Origin of the sequence: Sphingomonas astragali, from assembly GCF_051400615.1 — a bacterium.
Taxonomy (GTDB): Bacteria; Pseudomonadota; Alphaproteobacteria; order Sphingomonadales; family Sphingomonadaceae; genus Sphingomonas.
The window spans coordinates 233,124-248,023 of record NZ_JBLFFH010000002.1 but is presented as its reverse complement, the minus strand read 5'-3'; the positions used below and the strand labels follow the sequence as shown (position 1 = coordinate 248,023).

Genomic DNA, 14,900 nt, shown 5'->3' with positions numbered 1-14,900 from the left:
GCCCTGCGCTTGTCGAAGGGCGATCAGCGTCAAGCGAGCCGCTTATGGCCTTCGCCCTTCGACAAGCGCAGGGCGAACGGAGGAGTTAGATCAAGTGCCGTCATTGCACCCCGAAGTCGCCGCGGTCACCGACCGCATCATCGAGCGCTCGAAGCCGGGCCGCGCCGCCTATCTCGGGCTGATGGAGGGCCAGCGCGCCACCGGAGTCGACCGGCCGATGCTCGGCTGCGCCAATCTCGCCCACGGCTATGCCGGCACCGACGAGGATCGCGACGCGATGCGGCCGGCCAATCGGATGAACATCGGAATCGTAACGGCTTACAACGACATGTTGTCGGCCCATGCGACCTACTACCGCTACCCCGAGCAGATGAAGATCTGGGCCCGCGAGGCCGGCGTCACCGCCCAGGTCGCCGGCGGCGTGCCGGCGATGTGCGACGGCGTGACCCAGGGCTATGCCGGCATGGAGCTGTCGCTGTTCAGCCGCGACACCATCGCACTCAGCACCGCCATTGCCTTGAGCCACGGCATGTTCGAGGGTGCGGCGCTGCTCGGCATCTGCGACAAGATCGTGCCGGGCCTCTTGATCGGCGCGCTGCGCTTCGGCCATCTGCCGATGGTGATGATCCCCGGCGGGCCGATGCGCTCCGGCCTCGCCAACAAGGACAAGGCGCGCATCCGCGAACTCTACGCCGAGGGCAAGGCAAGCCGCGAGGAGCTGCTCGACGCCGAGATCGCCGCCTATCACGGCAAGGGCACCTGCACCTTCTACGGCACCGCCAATTCCAACCAGATGATGATGGAGGCGATGGGCCTCCACATGCCCGGCGCGGCCTTCCCCAACCCCGGCACCAAGCTCCGCCAGGAGCTGACCCGCGCCGCGGTGCACCGGCTGGCGAAGATCGGCTGGGACGGCAACGACTATCGCCCGCTCGCCGAATGCGTCGACGAGCGCGCGATCGTGAACGCGATGGTGGCGCTGCTCGCGACCGGCGGCTCGACCAACCATCTCATCCACTTGCCGGCGATCGCGCGCTCGGCCGGGATCACGATCGACTGGGAGGACTTCGATCGCCTGTCGAAGGTCGTGCCCCTCCTCACCCGCGTCTATCCCAACGGCAGCGCGGACGTGAACATGTTCGAGGATGCCGGCGGCCCGCCGCTGGTGATCCGCGAGCTGCTGAAGGGCGGCCTGCTCCATGGCGACATCGTCACGATCGCCGGTGAAATGAAGGACTACGCCCGCAAACCTCATATCGAGAATGAGGAGCTGGTCTGGCGCGACCTGCCAGAGGCGAGCGGCGACGACAGCATCGTCCGCCTGATCGGCAATCCCTTCCAGCCCGAAGGCGGCTTCCGCATCCTCGCCGGCAACATCGGTCGCGCCTGCATCAAGGTGTCGGCGGTCGATCCCGATCGCTGGACGATCGAGGCGCCGTGCCGCGTCTTCACCGACCAGGCCGAGGTCCAGGCCGCGTTCAAGGCCGGCGAGCTCGACCGCGATGTGGTGGTGGTGGTCCGCTTCCAGGGCCCGCAGGCCAACGGGATGCCGGAGCTCCACAAGCTCACCCCGCCGCTCGGCGTGCTCCAGAACCGCGGCTTCCGCGTCGCGCTGGTCACCGACGGGCGCATGTCGGGCGCGAGCGGCAAGGTGCCGTGCGCGATCCACGTCTCGCCCGAGGCAAAGGGCGCCGGGCCGATCGCCAAGCTGCGCGACGGCGACATCGTCCGCCTCGACAGCGAGGCCGGCGTGCTGACCGCGCTGGTCGACGAGGTGGAATGGGCGGCCCGTCCGCTCGCCGAGCCGCCGGCGCCCGCGCTCGGCACCGGCCGCGAGCTGTTCGCGCTGATGCGCCGCGGCGTCTCGACGGCGGAGGAAGGCGCCTCGGCGATGCTGGCGGAGATGGCGGCGTGACCGAGGTCGTAGCAGTCGATATCGGCGGCACCCACGCCCGCTTCGCCATCGCCGAGGTCGAGGGCGGCCGCGTCGTCCGCCTCGGCGAGCCGGAGACGCTCAAGACCGCCGAGCACGCCAGCCTCCAGACCGCCTGGCAGCATTTCGCCAAGGATTACGGCAAGCCCCTCCCCCGCGCCGCAGCGATCGCGGTCGCGTCGCCGGTGAACGACGAGCTCATCAAGCTCACCAACAATCCCTGGATCATCCGTCCGCGCCTCGTTCCCGAGCGGCTCGACGTCGACGATTACGTTCTCATCAACGACTTCGGCGCGGTCGGCCACGCCGTCGCCCAGGTGCCGCACGACCAGTTCGTCCACATCTGCGGCCCCGATACCGAGCTCGCCGCGCGCGGTTCGATCACGGTGTGCGGCCCCGGCACCGGCCTCGGCGTCGCCCAGGTGTTCCGCGGAGCCGAGCGCTATCATGTGATCGAGACCGAAGGCGGCCATATGGACTTCGCCCCGCTCGACCGCATCGAGGATGCGATGCTCCAGCGGCTGCGCAAGACCTATACCCGCGTCTCCGCCGAGCGCATCGCCGCCGGTCCCGGCATCGTCGCCATCTACGAGACGCTGGCCGAGATCGAGGGACGGCCGGTCCAGCGGCTCGACGACAAGGCGATCTGGGCGCTGGCGTTCGAGGGCAAGGACAGCCTCGCCCTCGCCGCGCTCGATCGTTTCTGCCTCAGCCTCGGCGCGATCGCGGGCGACCTCGCGCTCGCGCATGGCCCCAAGGGCGTCGTCATCGCCGGCGGCCTCGGCCTCAAGCTCAAGGACAAGCTGATCGCGTCCGGCTTCGGCCAGCGCTTCGTCGCCAAGGGGCGGTTCCAGTCGTTGATGGCCTCGATACCGGTCAAGCTCATCACCCACCCCCAGCCCGGCCTGTTCGGCGCCGCTGCGGCCTATGCCCAGAAACTCGAAGGATTCCACTCGTGAGCGACATCGAAACGATCATGCGCACCAGCCCGGTCATCCCCGTACTGGTGATCGAGGACGCCGCCACCGCCCGCCCGCTCGCCGAGGCGCTGGTCAAGGGCGGCCTCAAGGTGCTCGAGGTGACGATGCGCACCGGCGCCGCGATCGAGGCGATCCGTGAGATGAAGCAGGTCGAGGGCGCGATCGTCGGCGCCGGCACCGTGATCTCGACCGCGCAGTTCGAAGCGGTGATGGATGCGGGCACCGAGTTCATCGTCTCCCCCGGCCTCACCGAGACGCTCGGCCGCCCGATCGTCGAGAGCGGCGTGCCCTTCCTGCCGGGCGTCGCGAGTGCGGGCGACATCATGCGTGGCTATGACCTGGGTCTGCGTCATTTCAAGTTCTTCCCCGCCGAGACCTCGGGCGGTCTCAAGGCGCTGAAGGCCCTCGCCGCGCCTTTCTACGAGGCGAAATTCTGCCCCACCGGCGGCGTCACCCAGGCGACCGCTCCCGACTGGCTGGCATTCGACCCGGTGCTCTGCGTCGGCGGAAGCTGGATCGCCGGCGGCAGCATGGCCGAGGTTGAGGCCAAGGCACGCGAGGCGGCGGGACTGGGCCGATAAGCACCCACCGCCACCCCGGCCTTGTGCCGGGGTGGCGGTCCGGCATGACGAGGTCGTTATACGGAGCCGCCGTCGCGCCAACGACTAGCCAGCAGCAACGTGAACAGCAGGTCAGCACCACGAGGACGACGAGCGGCGGGTTGATCCACCCGTCCTCGATCACGTAGCGCGATGTGGCGACCGGTGAACACGCCCGCCGCAAAGCCGTTGGCGCCAAGCAGCATCAGCGCACTCAGCACGCGGATCACGCGGAGCACCATCACATCTCTCCCCGCGCCCGACGGATCGCGTACCACTTCTGCACATTGGCGTTGTGCTGCTCCAGCGTATCCGCGAACACGTGCCCGCCGGTGCCGTCGGCGACGAAGTAGAGCGCGTTGGACGGCGCCGGATCGAGCACCGCGTCGATCGAGGCACGTCCCGGATTGGCGATCGGCCCGACCGGCAGGCCCGCCATCGCGTAGGTGTTGTACCCATTCCTCGCCAACAGCTCGGAGCGCAGGATGCGGCGGCCGAGCGGCCTGCCCTTGGTGATCGGATAGATCACCGTCGGATCGGCCTGGAGCGGCATTCCCCGCTTCAGCCGGTTGGAATAGACGGCAGCCACCGTCCGCCGCTCGGCGGGCTTGCCGGTCTCCTTCTCGACGATCGAGGCGAGGATCAGCGCCTCGCGCGGAGTCTTCACCGCGATCCCCGGCTTCCGCTTCACCCAGGCGGCGGCGAGATAGCGGTCCATCGCCCGCTGCATCCGCGCCAGCACCGCCTGCCGCGCGTCGCCGCGCGAATAGCCGTAGCTGTCGGGCAGCACCGACCCCTCTGGCGGCGCCGGCACCTTCCCGGTGAGCTGCGGCGCCTTCATCAGCGCCTCCTGGACGAGCACCGACGGCCAGCCCTCCGGCACCGTCACGAAGCGCTGCAGCGTCTTGCCGCCCTGCAGCAGCTTCAGGATATCGGACTGGCTGATGTGCGCCGGCAACCGATATTCGCCGGCGCGGATCGGCGCCGAGCCGCCGAACAGCTTGGCGAACAGCCTGAACCGCCGCGCCGAGGGGATCGCCCCTGCCTTCTCGAGCTCGACCGCCGCGCGCGACAGGCTGGCGCCCTCGGGCACCAGCACGCTGGCGTTGCGCGGGAGCGGCCCCTGACCGCCCCAGCTCTGCATGACGAGGAACAGGCCCGCGATCGCGAGCAGGCCAACCACCAGTCCCAGGCAGCCGAGCCTGCGCATGGTCGGCTAAACCGCCCTCATCACCAGCGATGCGTTGGTGCCGCCGAAGCCGAAGCTGTTGTTGAGCACCGCGCGCACCTTCCGCTCCTTGGCGACATGGGGCACGAGGTCGACGCCCGCGCAATTCTCGCTCGGATTGTCGAGGTTGAGCGTCGGCGGCACCACCTGGTCGCGCAGCGCCAGGATGCAGAAGATGCTCTCCACCGCCCCCGCGCCGCCGAGCAGGTGCCCGATCGCCGACTTGGTCGAGCTCATCGACAGCGTGGCGATGTTGTTGCCGAACAGCCTGCGCACCGCCCCGAGCTCGAGCTCGTCGCCGAGCGGCGTCGAGGTGCCGTGCGCGTTGATATAGTCGATGTCGGCAAGGTCGAGCCCCGACTTGCGCATCGCCATCTCCATCGACCGGAACGCGCCCGAGCCCTCGGGATGCGGCGCCGTCACGTGATAGGCGTCGCCCGACAGGCCGTAGCCGATCACCTCGGCGTAGATCTTGGCGCCGCGCTTCTTCGCACGCTCATATTCCTCGAGCACCACCACGCCCGCGCCCTCGCCCATCACGAAGCCGTCGCGGTCCTGGTCATAGGGCCGGCTCGCCTTCTCGGGATTGGCTTTGAAGCCGGTGGAGAGCGCACGGGCCTGCGCGAATCCGGCGATGCCGATCGGACAGATCGCCCCCTCGGCGCCGCCCGCGAGCATCACGTCGGCATCATCCATCGCGATCATCCGCGCCGCGTCGCCGATCGAATGGGCGCCGGTCGAGCAGGCGGTGACCACCGCATGATTCGGCCCCATCAGGCCGTATTTGATGCTGACCTGGCCCGAGATCAGGTTGATGAGCCGGCCATGGACGAAGTGCGGGGACACGCGGCGCGGCCCCTTGTGCTCCAGCACCAGCGACTCGCTCTCGATCCCCGGCAGCCCGCCGATTCCCGACCCGATCGAGCAGCCCGCGCGGAAGCGCTCCTCTTCGCTCATGTCGAGAAGGCCCGCGTCCTCGATCGCCTGGCCGGCGGCGTCGATGCCGTAGACGATGAACGGATCGACCTGGCGCTGCACCTTGTGGTCGACGCGCTTGTTCGGATCGAAGCCGTATTCGTGATCCGCCGGCTTCACCTCGCACGCATAGTCGCAGGCATAGTCGGACGCGTCGAAGCGCGTGATCGTCCCGGCGCCGGACTTGGCGGCGATGATGTTCTTCCAGGCAGTCTCGACATCGGCACCCAGCGGGGTGACGAGCCCGAGGCCGGTCACGACGACGCGACGCATGGCTCTCTCCGTATTCCCATCTTCATCAAAAACGCCAACGGCTCCCAGCCCCATGAGATGCCCGGGACGGGGAGCCGCTGCAAATCATCCGTCCACCCCCGCCGGGGCGAGCGGCTCGGGCGAAACTCAGCCCTTGTGCTCGTCGATATAGGCGATCGCGTCCTTGACGGTCGTGATCTTCTCGGCGGCGTCGTCCGGGATCTCGACCCCGAACTCTTCCTCGAACGCCATCACCAGCTCGACGATGTCGAGGCTGTCCGCGCCCAGATCGTCGATGAAGCTCGCGTCCTCGGTCACCTTGTCCGCCTCGACGCCGAGGTGCTCGACGACGATCTTCTTCACGCGGTCGGCGGTTTCGCTCATGCCCTGTTCCTTCTAGCGGGTGTTCGTGTGTGTTGCCGAACGCAACTAGAGCGCGGCCGATGCCCTTGCAAGGGGCGGCAAGGATCACGGCATCGCCATGCCGCCGTTCACGTGCAAGGTCTGGCCGGTGACATAGCTCGCCTCGTGACTGGCGAGATAGACCACCGCGGCGCCGATGTCCGCGCCCGAACCCAGATCTCCCGCCGGAATCCGGCCGAGCAGCGCCTCCTTCTGCGCGTCGGGCAGCACGTCGGTCATCGCCGAGCGGATGAAGCCCGGCGCGACGCAGTTGACGGTGATGCCGCGGCTGGCGAGCTCCTGCGCCAGCGCCTTGGACATGCCGATCAGCCCTGCCTTGGAGGCGGCGTAGTTGGCCTGCCCAGGATTCCCGGTCACGCCCACCACCGAGGTGATCGACACGATCCGCCCGAACCGCGCCTTCATCATTGGTCTTGCGGCGGCACGCGCGAGTCGGAACGCGGCCTCCAGGTTGACGCGGATCACCTGGTCCCACTCCTCGTCCTTCATCCGCATCGCGAGATTGTCGCGGGTGACGCCGGCGTTGTTGACGAGGATGTCGAGCTTCCCGCCCAACGCCTCCACCGCCCGCGGCACGAGCTGATCGACCGCCGCGCCGTCAGACAAATCGCACTGGAGCGCTTGCGTGTCGCCGCCGAGCTTCGCCCGGAACGCTTCGAGTTTCTCCGCATTGGACCCGGACACCGCCAGCCGGGCTCCCTGCCCCGCCAGCGCCTCGGCAATCGCCGAACCGATCCCGCCCGAAGCGCCGGTCACCAGCGCGGTCATGCCTGTCAGGTCGAACATCTGTCACTCCAAAGGAAGATAGAAGAAAGAAAAACGGTTCACGCAAAGGCGCTAAGGCGCGAAGGTCTGGTAGCTGTTGATGACCCGTCGGAGACCTTCCTTGAGGGTCTCGCCACCAAAATTAATCAGCAGCCCAAGGGGCTGCTGCATCAATCTCAGATAGGTCAACAGCTGCTTGGCGTGAACGCCCATCAATCGCTCGACCGACTTGACCTCGATACCAGCCTGGACTCGACGAGCAGATCGACGCGAAACGCACTATCAAACCGTATACCGTTGAAAGTGAAATCAATCGGCTGCTGCCGCAAGACTGAATATCCCCTCTGCGTGAGTTCCGCGGCTAACAAGGTCTCATAGACGCTCTCAAGCAACCCCGGGCCAATTTCGCGGTGGAGCAGCAGCGACGCATCGATGGCATCGGCTGCCATCGCCTCTAAGTCATCCATCTTCGCGCCTTTGCGCCTTTGCGCCTTTGCGTGAACCACCTTCTTCTTATAAACCTCTATCCAACCCCTCGATATCGTCCATCGTGATCACGCTCGTCACCACCGCATCCGGCGCGATGCGCTTGACCATCGCGCCCAGCACCTTGCCGCCGAGCTCCACGAAATCATGCACTCCGGCATCCCACATCGCCGCCACCGATTCGCGCCAGCGCACCATGCCGGTGACCTGCTCGACCAGCAGCGCCTTGATGACGACCGGATCCGCAACCGGCGCCGCGGTGACATTGGCATAGATCGGCACCAGCGGCGCGCGCAGATCGACCTCGGCCAGCGCCTTTTCCATCGCCTCGGCGGCCGGCTGCATCAGCGGGCAATGGAACGGCGCCGACACCGGCAGCAGTACCGCGCGCTTCGCTCCCATGTCCTTGGCGATCGCCACCGCCCGCTCGATCGCGCCGGCCGCGCCGGAGATCACCACCTGCGAGGGATCATTGTCGTTGGCGATGGTGCACACCTCGCCCTCGGCGGCGGCGTCGGCGATCGCCTGCGCCTTCTCGCGATCCGCGCCGAGCAGCGCCGCCATCGCCCCCATGCCGACCGGCACCGCCGCCTGCATCGCCTGCCCGCGCAGCTTCAGCAGCCGCGCCGTCGTCGCGAGGTCGAGCGCCCCCGCCGCGCATAGCGCCGTATACTCGCCGAGCGAATGGCCCGCGACATAGTCCGCCTTGTCGGCCAGCCGGATCCCGCCCGCGCGCTCCAGCACGCGCAGCACCGCGATCGCGTTGGCCATGATCGCCGGCTGGGCATTCTCGGTCAGCATCAGCTGGTCCTCGGGCCCTTCCGCCATCAGCCGCGACAGATTCTGCCCCAGCGCGTCGTCGACCTCCTGGAGCACCTCGCGCGCATGGCTGCTCGCCGCTGCGAGCGCCGCGCCCATGCCGACCGACTGGCTCCCTTGCCCTGGAAAGATGAAGGCGCGCATGATCCCCTCCTCGCGGCCCGAATGAACGAAGCCGCCCGGTTAGGAGCACCGCCCGCGCGAGGCAAGCGGGCGAAGATGAACGAAGCTTTCCGCACCGCGACACTTCGCGACCATTTCGCGACCGGACCGACACAGGTGCGGGACAGCCGGCGCCTATCTCCCTTCCTGTCGCCGAAGAGGTGACCGAAAGAGGAGAATTTTATGAAGAAGATGATGCTGGCGGCCGTCGCCGCTTCGCTGGTCGCCGCGCCCGCCATGGCCGCGCCGTACGACCAGCACCGCTCGTCGACCGTGGTGCGCCACACTCCTGGCAAGACCGTTGTCGTGAAGCGCGACGTCCGCAAGACGACCAACTATCGCTCATGGCGCAAGGGCCAGCGGTTCGACCATCGCTATGCCCGCAACTACTGGGTCGTGAACAACTGGCAGTCCTATCGCGGCCGCCACCTCTACGCGCCGCCCCGCGGCTACCATTGGGTGCGCTCGGGCAACGATGCGGTGCTCGTTGCTGTCGCAGGAGGCCTGATCGGCGCAGTCGTCGCGGGTGCTTTCAACTAACCGAGGGGCTTGCCTTTCCGGCGAAAATCCGTAGAGGCAGCACCACAGCCGGGGCGGAGAGCCAGTCTCTCCGCCCCTGTGCCGTTTGAATACGGAACGACAGCCGGAGGGGCGTCCGCATGGGGCGGCGTCAGCGATCGGCCAAGACAGGAAAGACCACATGGCTCTGTACGAGCATGTGTTCCTTGCCCGCCAGGACCTGGCGCAGGCGCAAGTGGACGCACTGGCGGAAACCGCCACCAAGATCGTCGAGGACCACAAGGGCAAGGTCGTCAAGACCGAGACCTGGGGCCTCCGCAGCCTCGCCTACCGCATCGCGAAGAACCGCAAGGCGCATTATGTGATGCTCGAGATCGACGCCCCCGGCGACACCGTCGCCGAGCTCGAGCGTCAGATCCAGATCAACGAGGACGTCATCCGCTACATGACCGTCAAGGTCGACGCGCATGAGAACGGCCCGAGCGTGATGATGCGCAAGTCCGACCGCGACCGCGAACGTCGCGGCGATCGCCCCGATCGCGGCGGCGACCGCCCCCGCCGTGACCGCGAAGAGGAGCTGAACTGATGGCCCGCGCTTTCTTCCGCCGCCGCAAGAGCTGCCCCTTCTCCGCGAAGGACGCGCCGCGGATCGATTACAAGGACGTCCGCCTGCTCCAGGGCTTCGTGTCGGAGCGTGGCAAGATCGTCCCGTCGCGCATCACCTCGGTGAGCGCCAAGAAGCAGCGCGAGCTCGCCCAGGCGATCAAGCGCGCCCGTCACCTGGGCCTTCTGCCCTACGTCGTGAAGTAAGGAGCGCTACCCATGGAAGTCATCCTGCTTGAGCGCGTCGAGAAGCTCGGCGCCATCGGCGACGTGGTAAAGGTGAAGGACGGGTTCGCCCGCAACTTCCTCCTGCCGCGCAAGAAGGCGCTGCGCGCCAACGACGCCAACCGCAAGGTCTTCGAGGCCAATCGCGAGCGGATCGAGGCGGAGAACGCCGCCCGCCGCACCGAAGCCGAGAAGGAGTCCAAGACGCTCGAGGGCGCCAGCGTTACGCTGATCCGCCAGGCGTCCAACACCGGCCAGCTCTACGGCTCGGTCGCGGTCCGCGACCTGGTCGAGGCGCTCGCCGCCGAGGGCCACAAGGTGCCCAAGGCCGCGATCGTGCTCGACCGTCCGATCAAGGCGATCGGCGTCTACGAGGTGAAGGTCGCGCTCCACGCCGAGGTCGCGGTGACGGTCAAGGTCAACGTCGCGCGTTCGCCGGAAGAGGCGGACATGCAGGCCCAGGGCGTCGACGTGATGGCGGCGATGTTCGAGGAAGGCCGCGACCAGACCGGCTTCACCGAGGACTACGACCCCAACGCCGAGCCGGGCGCGACCGCCGAGGTCCAGCCCGAAGAGACGACCGAGGAGACGACCGAGGGCTGAGCCTTCGCCGTCGAATGCAATTTGGAAGGGCCGTCCGCAGCGATGCGGGCGGCCTTTTCTTTTGATCCCCTTCGGCCGCTGGATGGCGATCAGAGCCCAACAGCGCGGCACAAGGCGTAAAGCTTCTTCACCTTGGCATGATCGGCGCCATATTGGGCACGGAACTGGGCCTTCTTTGCGCAAGCGGCGACCTGGCTCGGTGTGGCACGGTTCGCGCTACGGCCAGCCTGACGAGCTCTGCTGTGACGCAATGTCGATTTGAGGAGCATATCCTGTCGAACCACGTCGGCGTGTCGCTCCAACTGATCTGTGGGAAGATCCTGAGCGCCGATCGCCGGCGCGGCGAGGGTGATCGCCATCGCGACCGTCCATAGCTTGATGTTCATATCGCCCTCCTTCGATCATGAGCCCTATAACCGAAGAAAACGGGCGGAGCAGCCTCTGCCTGCAAGCGGTTCGATCTTCAGGCCAGATCATTTCGCTTCTTGCCGGCGGCGATATGCTTCGACGCGCCAAGACAGCAGGACATGCCAGAGGGTCTGTAAGCCGGGTTCTGTCCTCTCCCTTAAGGGAGATGGGCGACCATTCCTCTAGGACGACGCTCGCGCGCCGCCTCCAGCAACCAACCCGGGCGACGGGCCGGAACCAGGCCCATTTGCCGCCCCTATTCGGTCTTGCTCCCGGTGGGGTTTACCATGCCGCTCCCGTCACCGGTCGCGCGGTGCGCTCTTACCGCACCCTTTCACCCTTGCCCTGCCGAAGCGGGGCGGTCTGCTCTCTGTGGCACTGTCCCTGGGGTCGCCCCCGGCGGGCGTTACCCGCCACCGTCGTTCCGTGGAGCCCGGACTTTCCTCGTGCCGAAACACGCGGCCGCCCGACCCTCTGGCAACGGGGGATATAGCTATCTCGCCGAGAAACGCCACCACTGTCCCTCTCCCTTTGGGAGAGGGGTTTTACCTTTAATCATCCCCCTGCGGCTTGGGCAGCAGCAGCGCGAGCAGGATCATGCGGCATTCGGCGTCGATCTCGCCGTCGATCAGCTCGGGCCGGAAGCGGCGCTGGAAGGCCATGATCGCCGCCATCGGCTCGGTCACGTCGTAACCGAAGCGTTCGAGCGCGAGCAGGAAACCCGCCTCGGTCCAGTGCGGATCCATTAGGTTCCTGGTCGGCCGCGGCAGCGCCAGGCGCAGCCGCGCGAGCTTGCCCCAGGGGAACAATTCGCCGGGATCGCGCTTGCGCGCCGGGGCGACGTCGGAATGGCCGACGATGTTGCCGCGCGTCAGGCCGTGCCGCTCCTTGACGTCGGCGACGAGCCGGATCACCGCGTCGATCTGCTCGTCCGGGAACGGCCGATAGCCGAACTCGTGCCCCGGATTGACGATCTCGATCCCGATCGAGGCCGAATTGACGTCGGTGATCCCGCGCCAATGCGACTTGCCCGCGTGCCACGCCCGCTTTCCCTCCTCGACCAGGCGCAGCACCGTGCCGTCCTCGGCGACGACATAGTGGGCGGAGACCTTCGCCTCCGGATCGCACAGCCGTGCGATCGCCGCTTCGGCACTCTCCATGCCGGTGTAATGGAGCACCAGCATCGAGATCGGCAGCGTGCGTTCGTCGAAATTGAGTGAGGGCGCGTCGATAACGTCCATGGGCCGCGCGAGATTGGGGCGGCCCGCGGCGAAACGCAACTAGGCGAGCTTGTAAAATCCCCGCCAGCGCTCGCTCGGCACGAACCTGTCGGTCTGTCCGATCACCGTCTCGCTCGCCCCGAGCACGAGCAGGCTGCCGGGCCGCATCGCCTTCGCCAGCCGCTCGAACACCCGCGCGCGCACGTCCGGGGCGAAATAGAGCATGATGTTGCGGCAGAGCACGAGGTCGAACGCTCCCGCCGGCGGCGGATCGCTGACGAGGTTGTGCTGGCGGAACTGAACGCGGCCGACCAGCTCGCGCTTGGCGGTCCACTCGGCCCCCTCCCCCTCGAACCAAGCGATCATGCGGTGAATCGAAAGCCCGCGCTGCACCTCGAACTGCGAATAGCGCGCGGCGCGGGCACGACCGATCGCACCTGGCGACACGTCGGTCGCGACGATCTCCGGTGCGATGCTGTCCTCGATCAGCCGGCGCTCGTGGAGCAGCATCGCGACGCTCAGCGGCTCCTGCCCGGTCGAGCAGCCCGCCGACCAGATGCGCAGCCGCCGCCCCCGCGCTTCCCGCTTCATCGCGATCAGCGCATCCCCCGCCATCTCCAGCACCGGAGCATCGCGGAAGAACGATGTCTCCTGATTGAGCAGTGCGTCGACCACGCGGTCGGACAGCGCACCGTCGCGCGAGGCGACGAGACCGTTCACCAGATCATCCAAGCTCGTCATCCCCAGTTCGCGAAGGATCGGCTTCAGCGCCGCCTCCAGCCGCCACGACCGGCTGGCGGCGATCTGCTGTCCCGTGCGCTGCTCGAGCAGCGCGGCGATCGTATCCATGGCTCCGCCCAGCATCGTCCCCCGCACGATAGTCTGCTGCATCACGGCCGCGTGCCCCGTCCGGCGATCGCCTGCCCGATCTCGTCGGGCGGCAGCACCGCGGTCGCACCGGCGCCGTTGGCGACCGCGCCCGGCATTCCCCACACCACCGAGCTCGCGCGGTCCTGCACCAGCATCGATCCCCCGGCGGCGAGCACGTCCTGCGCGCCGATGCTGCCGTCGCGCCCCATGCCCGACAGCACCACGCCGAGCGCGCGCGGTCCGAACACCTCGGCGATCGACGCGAACATCGGATCGACCGACGGCGTGCATCCGCTCGCGCTCGCCTCGCGGGTGAGCCGGGCGACGATCCCGCCGTCCATCCCGCGCGCGCAGCGCAGGTGCGCATCGCCCGGTGCGACCACGATCCGTCCGGATCGGATCGGCATCCGCTCCTCGGCGACGTCGCACGGCCGTCCGGCCAGCAGCGCGAGTTGCGCCGCGAAATAGGGCATGAACGACGCCGGCAGATGCTGGGTGATCAGGATCGGCGTCCGGAAGCTCGTTGGAATCGCCCGCAGCAGCCGCGACAGCGCATGGATGCCGCCCGTCGAGGCACCGATCGCGACGATGTCGAACGCCGGCAGCGCCGGCAGCGTGCGCCGGGGCGGGCCGACCGGCAGCACCACCGTCTCCGGCGCGGACTCGATCAGGCGGCCGAGCCGCTCCTCCAGCACCTCGGCGAAACGGCGAGCGAAACCGGTGACCGGCTTCTCCAGCGTATCGGCGGCCCCGAGCGCGAGCGCGTGCACCGTCGCCGCGGCACCATCGGCGGCGGTGGAGGAGACGACGAGGACCCGCGCCCCCTGCCCCGCCGCGACCAGATCGGGCAGCGCGGTCAGGCCGTCGATGCCGGGCATCTCCAGGTCGAGCAGGATGATCTCGACCTTGTGCGCCGCCAGGAACGCGAGCGCCTCGCGCGCGGTGCCGACGGCGCCCGCCACCACGAACCGGCTGGTCGCGTCGATCATCCGGCCGAGCGCCGCGCGCGCGACCACCGAATCGTCGACGATCAGGACGGACGCGGGCGCGGCCTCTCCCGCCTCGGCGAGATCAGCGAGGATGGAGGAGAATGCCACGGCGCCGCGCTTAGGGTCCAAACTCACTCAGGACAGGATCGTGATCGTCCGTAGAAGGCGGCCGACAAGGAGCGCAGCGCAGACGCGTAGCTGAAGCTACGCGCAAGCAAGCGACGCCGCTCGGCGGCCTTCTACGGACGACCGCGAAGCGGCGGGCGGATTTTGGCGCCAGGCAGCGTCGCTCGTCGGTCACGATGCATATGGCATCGCTCCCTCCTCGCTTGTTGCCTGGCGCCAAAATCCGCTCCGTCACGACCCTGTCCTGCGTGAGTTTGGGACCCTTAGGCGACACCGACGATCTGAAGCTTGCTCTCGAGCGTCTCGCGGTCGAACGGCTTCATGACATATTCGTCGGCGCCCGCCTCGATCGCGGCGCGGATATAGGCCATGCCGTTCTCGGTGGTGCAGAATACCACCTTGGGCTTGTGGGCGAGCTCGCTCTCGCGCAGCGCGCGGAGGAAATCCATCCCGCTCATCACCGGCATGTTCCAGTCGAGCAGGATCACGTCCGGCAGCGTCGCCATGCAGCTGTCCAGCGCCTCGCGGCCGTCGCCGGCCTCGCGCACCTCGAAATCGAGGGTCTCGAGGATATGCCGCGCGACCTTGCGAATCACCTTGGAGTCGTCGACGACGAGGCAGGATTTCATCTTCAGCCACTCTGTTGCTGCACCGGATGACGCCTTGTGCCTCACAAGAGTAAGCGTCGCGTTAATCGAGGTGCGTGATCGATAAC

18 protein-coding genes, 1 other RNA gene and 1 pseudogene are annotated in these 14,900 nt (G+C 67.7%); 7 read left to right on the top strand and 13 right to left on the bottom strand.

All coding sequences use genetic code 11. The features are described from left to right. The first annotated feature begins 94 nt into the window (after positions 1–94). From edd to eda, 3 genes are read left to right on the top strand one after another with little or no spacing between them, the layout of a single operon-like run. Positions 95–1,915 carry a phosphogluconate dehydratase gene (gene edd, locus ACMGER_RS09450; RefSeq protein ID WP_436811900.1) on the top strand — a complete coding sequence of 607 codons (1,821 nt, stop codon included), beginning with the start codon at positions 95–97 and terminating at the stop codon, positions 1,913–1,915. Next, a complete protein-coding gene (gene glk, locus ACMGER_RS09445) occupies positions 1,912–2,892 on the top strand; it encodes a glucokinase (protein ID WP_436811899.1) in 981 nt (326 codons plus the stop codon). Before edd ends, glk begins: the two co-directional genes overlap by 4 nt. After that, positions 2,889–3,494, top strand: a complete 606-nt coding sequence (gene eda, locus ACMGER_RS09440) for a bifunctional 4-hydroxy-2-oxoglutarate aldolase/2-dehydro-3-deoxy-phosphogluconate aldolase (RefSeq protein WP_436811898.1) — start codon at positions 2,889–2,891, stop codon at positions 3,492–3,494. Before glk ends, eda begins: the two co-directional genes overlap by 4 nt. Before the next feature lie 56 nt (positions 3,495–3,550). On the opposite strand, the gene ACMGER_RS09435 is transcribed toward eda, so the two are convergent. The 7 genes and pseudogenes from ACMGER_RS09435 to fabD all read right to left on the bottom strand — a co-directional run bounded on the left by ACMGER_RS09435 (position 3,551) and on the right by fabD (position 8,604). Further along, entirely contained in the window at positions 3,551–3,754 is a 204-nt protein-coding gene (locus tag ACMGER_RS09435; RefSeq protein ID WP_436811897.1) for a hypothetical protein, read from the bottom strand. Continuing rightward, the gene (gene mltG, locus ACMGER_RS09430; protein WP_436811896.1) at positions 3,754–4,722 is read right to left on the bottom strand and encodes an endolytic transglycosylase MltG; all 969 of its coding nucleotides are present in this window, start codon (positions 4,720–4,722) and stop codon (positions 3,754–3,756) included. The genes ACMGER_RS09435 and mltG overlap by 1 nt, the downstream gene beginning before the upstream one ends. A 6-nt stretch (positions 4,723–4,728) precedes the next feature. Next, positions 4,729–5,988, bottom strand: coding sequence for a beta-ketoacyl-ACP synthase II (gene fabF / locus ACMGER_RS09425; RefSeq protein WP_436811895.1), 1,260 nt, complete (start codon positions 5,986–5,988; stop codon positions 4,729–4,731). A gap of 126 nt (positions 5,989–6,114) precedes the next feature. Beyond that, positions 6,115–6,351 carry an acyl carrier protein gene (locus ACMGER_RS09420; RefSeq protein ID WP_233782315.1) on the bottom strand — a complete coding sequence of 79 codons (237 nt, stop codon included), beginning with the start codon at positions 6,349–6,351 and terminating at the stop codon, positions 6,115–6,117. An 84-nt stretch (positions 6,352–6,435) separates the two neighbouring features. Beyond that, the gene (gene fabG / locus ACMGER_RS09415) at positions 6,436–7,176 is read right to left on the bottom strand and encodes a 3-oxoacyl-[acyl-carrier-protein] reductase (protein WP_436811894.1); all 741 of its coding nucleotides are present in this window, start codon (positions 7,174–7,176) and stop codon (positions 6,436–6,438) included. 51 nt (positions 7,177–7,227) lie between these two features. Beyond that, positions 7,228–7,604 (bottom strand): annotated as a pseudogene (locus tag ACMGER_RS09410) (GxxExxY protein). A 64-nt stretch (positions 7,605–7,668) separates the two neighbouring features. Beyond that, the gene (gene fabD / locus ACMGER_RS09405) at positions 7,669–8,604 is read right to left on the bottom strand and encodes an ACP S-malonyltransferase (RefSeq protein WP_436811893.1); all 936 of its coding nucleotides are present in this window, start codon (positions 8,602–8,604) and stop codon (positions 7,669–7,671) included. Between the two features lie 201 nt (positions 8,605–8,805). Here fabD and ACMGER_RS09400 point away from each other — a divergent pair, with 201 nt between their 5' ends. The 4 genes from ACMGER_RS09400 (at position 8,806) to rplI (ending at position 10,572) form a co-directional block, all read left to right on the top strand. Continuing rightward, complete coding sequence (locus ACMGER_RS09400; RefSeq protein WP_436811892.1) at positions 8,806–9,162, top strand: RcnB family protein; 357 nt, start codon at positions 8,806–8,808, stop codon at positions 9,160–9,162. A gap of 160 nt (positions 9,163–9,322) precedes the next feature. Then, the gene (rpsF, locus tag ACMGER_RS09395; protein WP_436811891.1) at positions 9,323–9,727 is read left to right on the top strand and encodes a 30S ribosomal protein S6; all 405 of its coding nucleotides are present in this window, start codon (positions 9,323–9,325) and stop codon (positions 9,725–9,727) included. Next, a complete protein-coding gene (gene rpsR, locus ACMGER_RS09390) occupies positions 9,727–9,951 on the top strand; it encodes a 30S ribosomal protein S18 (protein ID WP_233782309.1) in 225 nt (74 codons plus the stop codon). Before rpsF ends, rpsR begins: the two co-directional genes overlap by 1 nt. A gap of 12 nt (positions 9,952–9,963) precedes the next feature. Beyond that, complete coding sequence (gene rplI, locus ACMGER_RS09385) at positions 9,964–10,572, top strand: 50S ribosomal protein L9 (RefSeq protein ID WP_436811890.1); 609 nt, start codon at positions 9,964–9,966, stop codon at positions 10,570–10,572. A gap of 89 nt (positions 10,573–10,661) precedes the next feature. On the opposite strand, the gene ACMGER_RS09380 is transcribed toward rplI, so the two are convergent. The 6 genes from ACMGER_RS09380 to ACMGER_RS09355 all read right to left on the bottom strand — a co-directional run bounded on the left by ACMGER_RS09380 (position 10,662) and on the right by ACMGER_RS09355 (position 14,814). Beyond that, the gene (locus tag ACMGER_RS09380; protein WP_436811889.1) at positions 10,662–10,958 is read right to left on the bottom strand and encodes a hypothetical protein; all 297 of its coding nucleotides are present in this window, start codon (positions 10,956–10,958) and stop codon (positions 10,662–10,664) included. Between the two features lie 140 nt (positions 10,959–11,098). Then, positions 11,099–11,458: RNase P RNA component class A (rnpB, locus tag ACMGER_RS09375), an RNA gene on the bottom strand. A gap of 73 nt (positions 11,459–11,531) precedes the next feature. Beyond that, a complete protein-coding gene (locus ACMGER_RS09370) occupies positions 11,532–12,221 on the bottom strand; it encodes an N-acetylmuramoyl-L-alanine amidase (protein ID WP_436812850.1) in 690 nt (229 codons plus the stop codon). A 39-nt stretch (positions 12,222–12,260) separates the two neighbouring features. Beyond that, on the bottom strand, positions 12,261–13,091 hold the full coding sequence (locus ACMGER_RS09365) for a CheR family methyltransferase (protein ID WP_436811888.1): 831 nt from the start codon (positions 13,089–13,091) through the stop codon (positions 12,261–12,263). Then, complete coding sequence (locus tag ACMGER_RS09360) at positions 13,091–14,167, bottom strand: chemotaxis protein CheB (protein ID WP_436811887.1); 1,077 nt, start codon at positions 14,165–14,167, stop codon at positions 13,091–13,093. The genes ACMGER_RS09365 and ACMGER_RS09360 overlap by 1 nt, the downstream gene beginning before the upstream one ends. Positions 14,168–14,448: 281 nt before the next feature. Continuing rightward, positions 14,449–14,814 (bottom strand): response regulator, encoded by a 366-nt coding sequence (locus tag ACMGER_RS09355; RefSeq protein WP_436811886.1) that lies wholly within the window; start codon positions 14,812–14,814, stop codon positions 14,449–14,451. Positions 14,815–14,900: the final 86 nt, after the last annotated feature.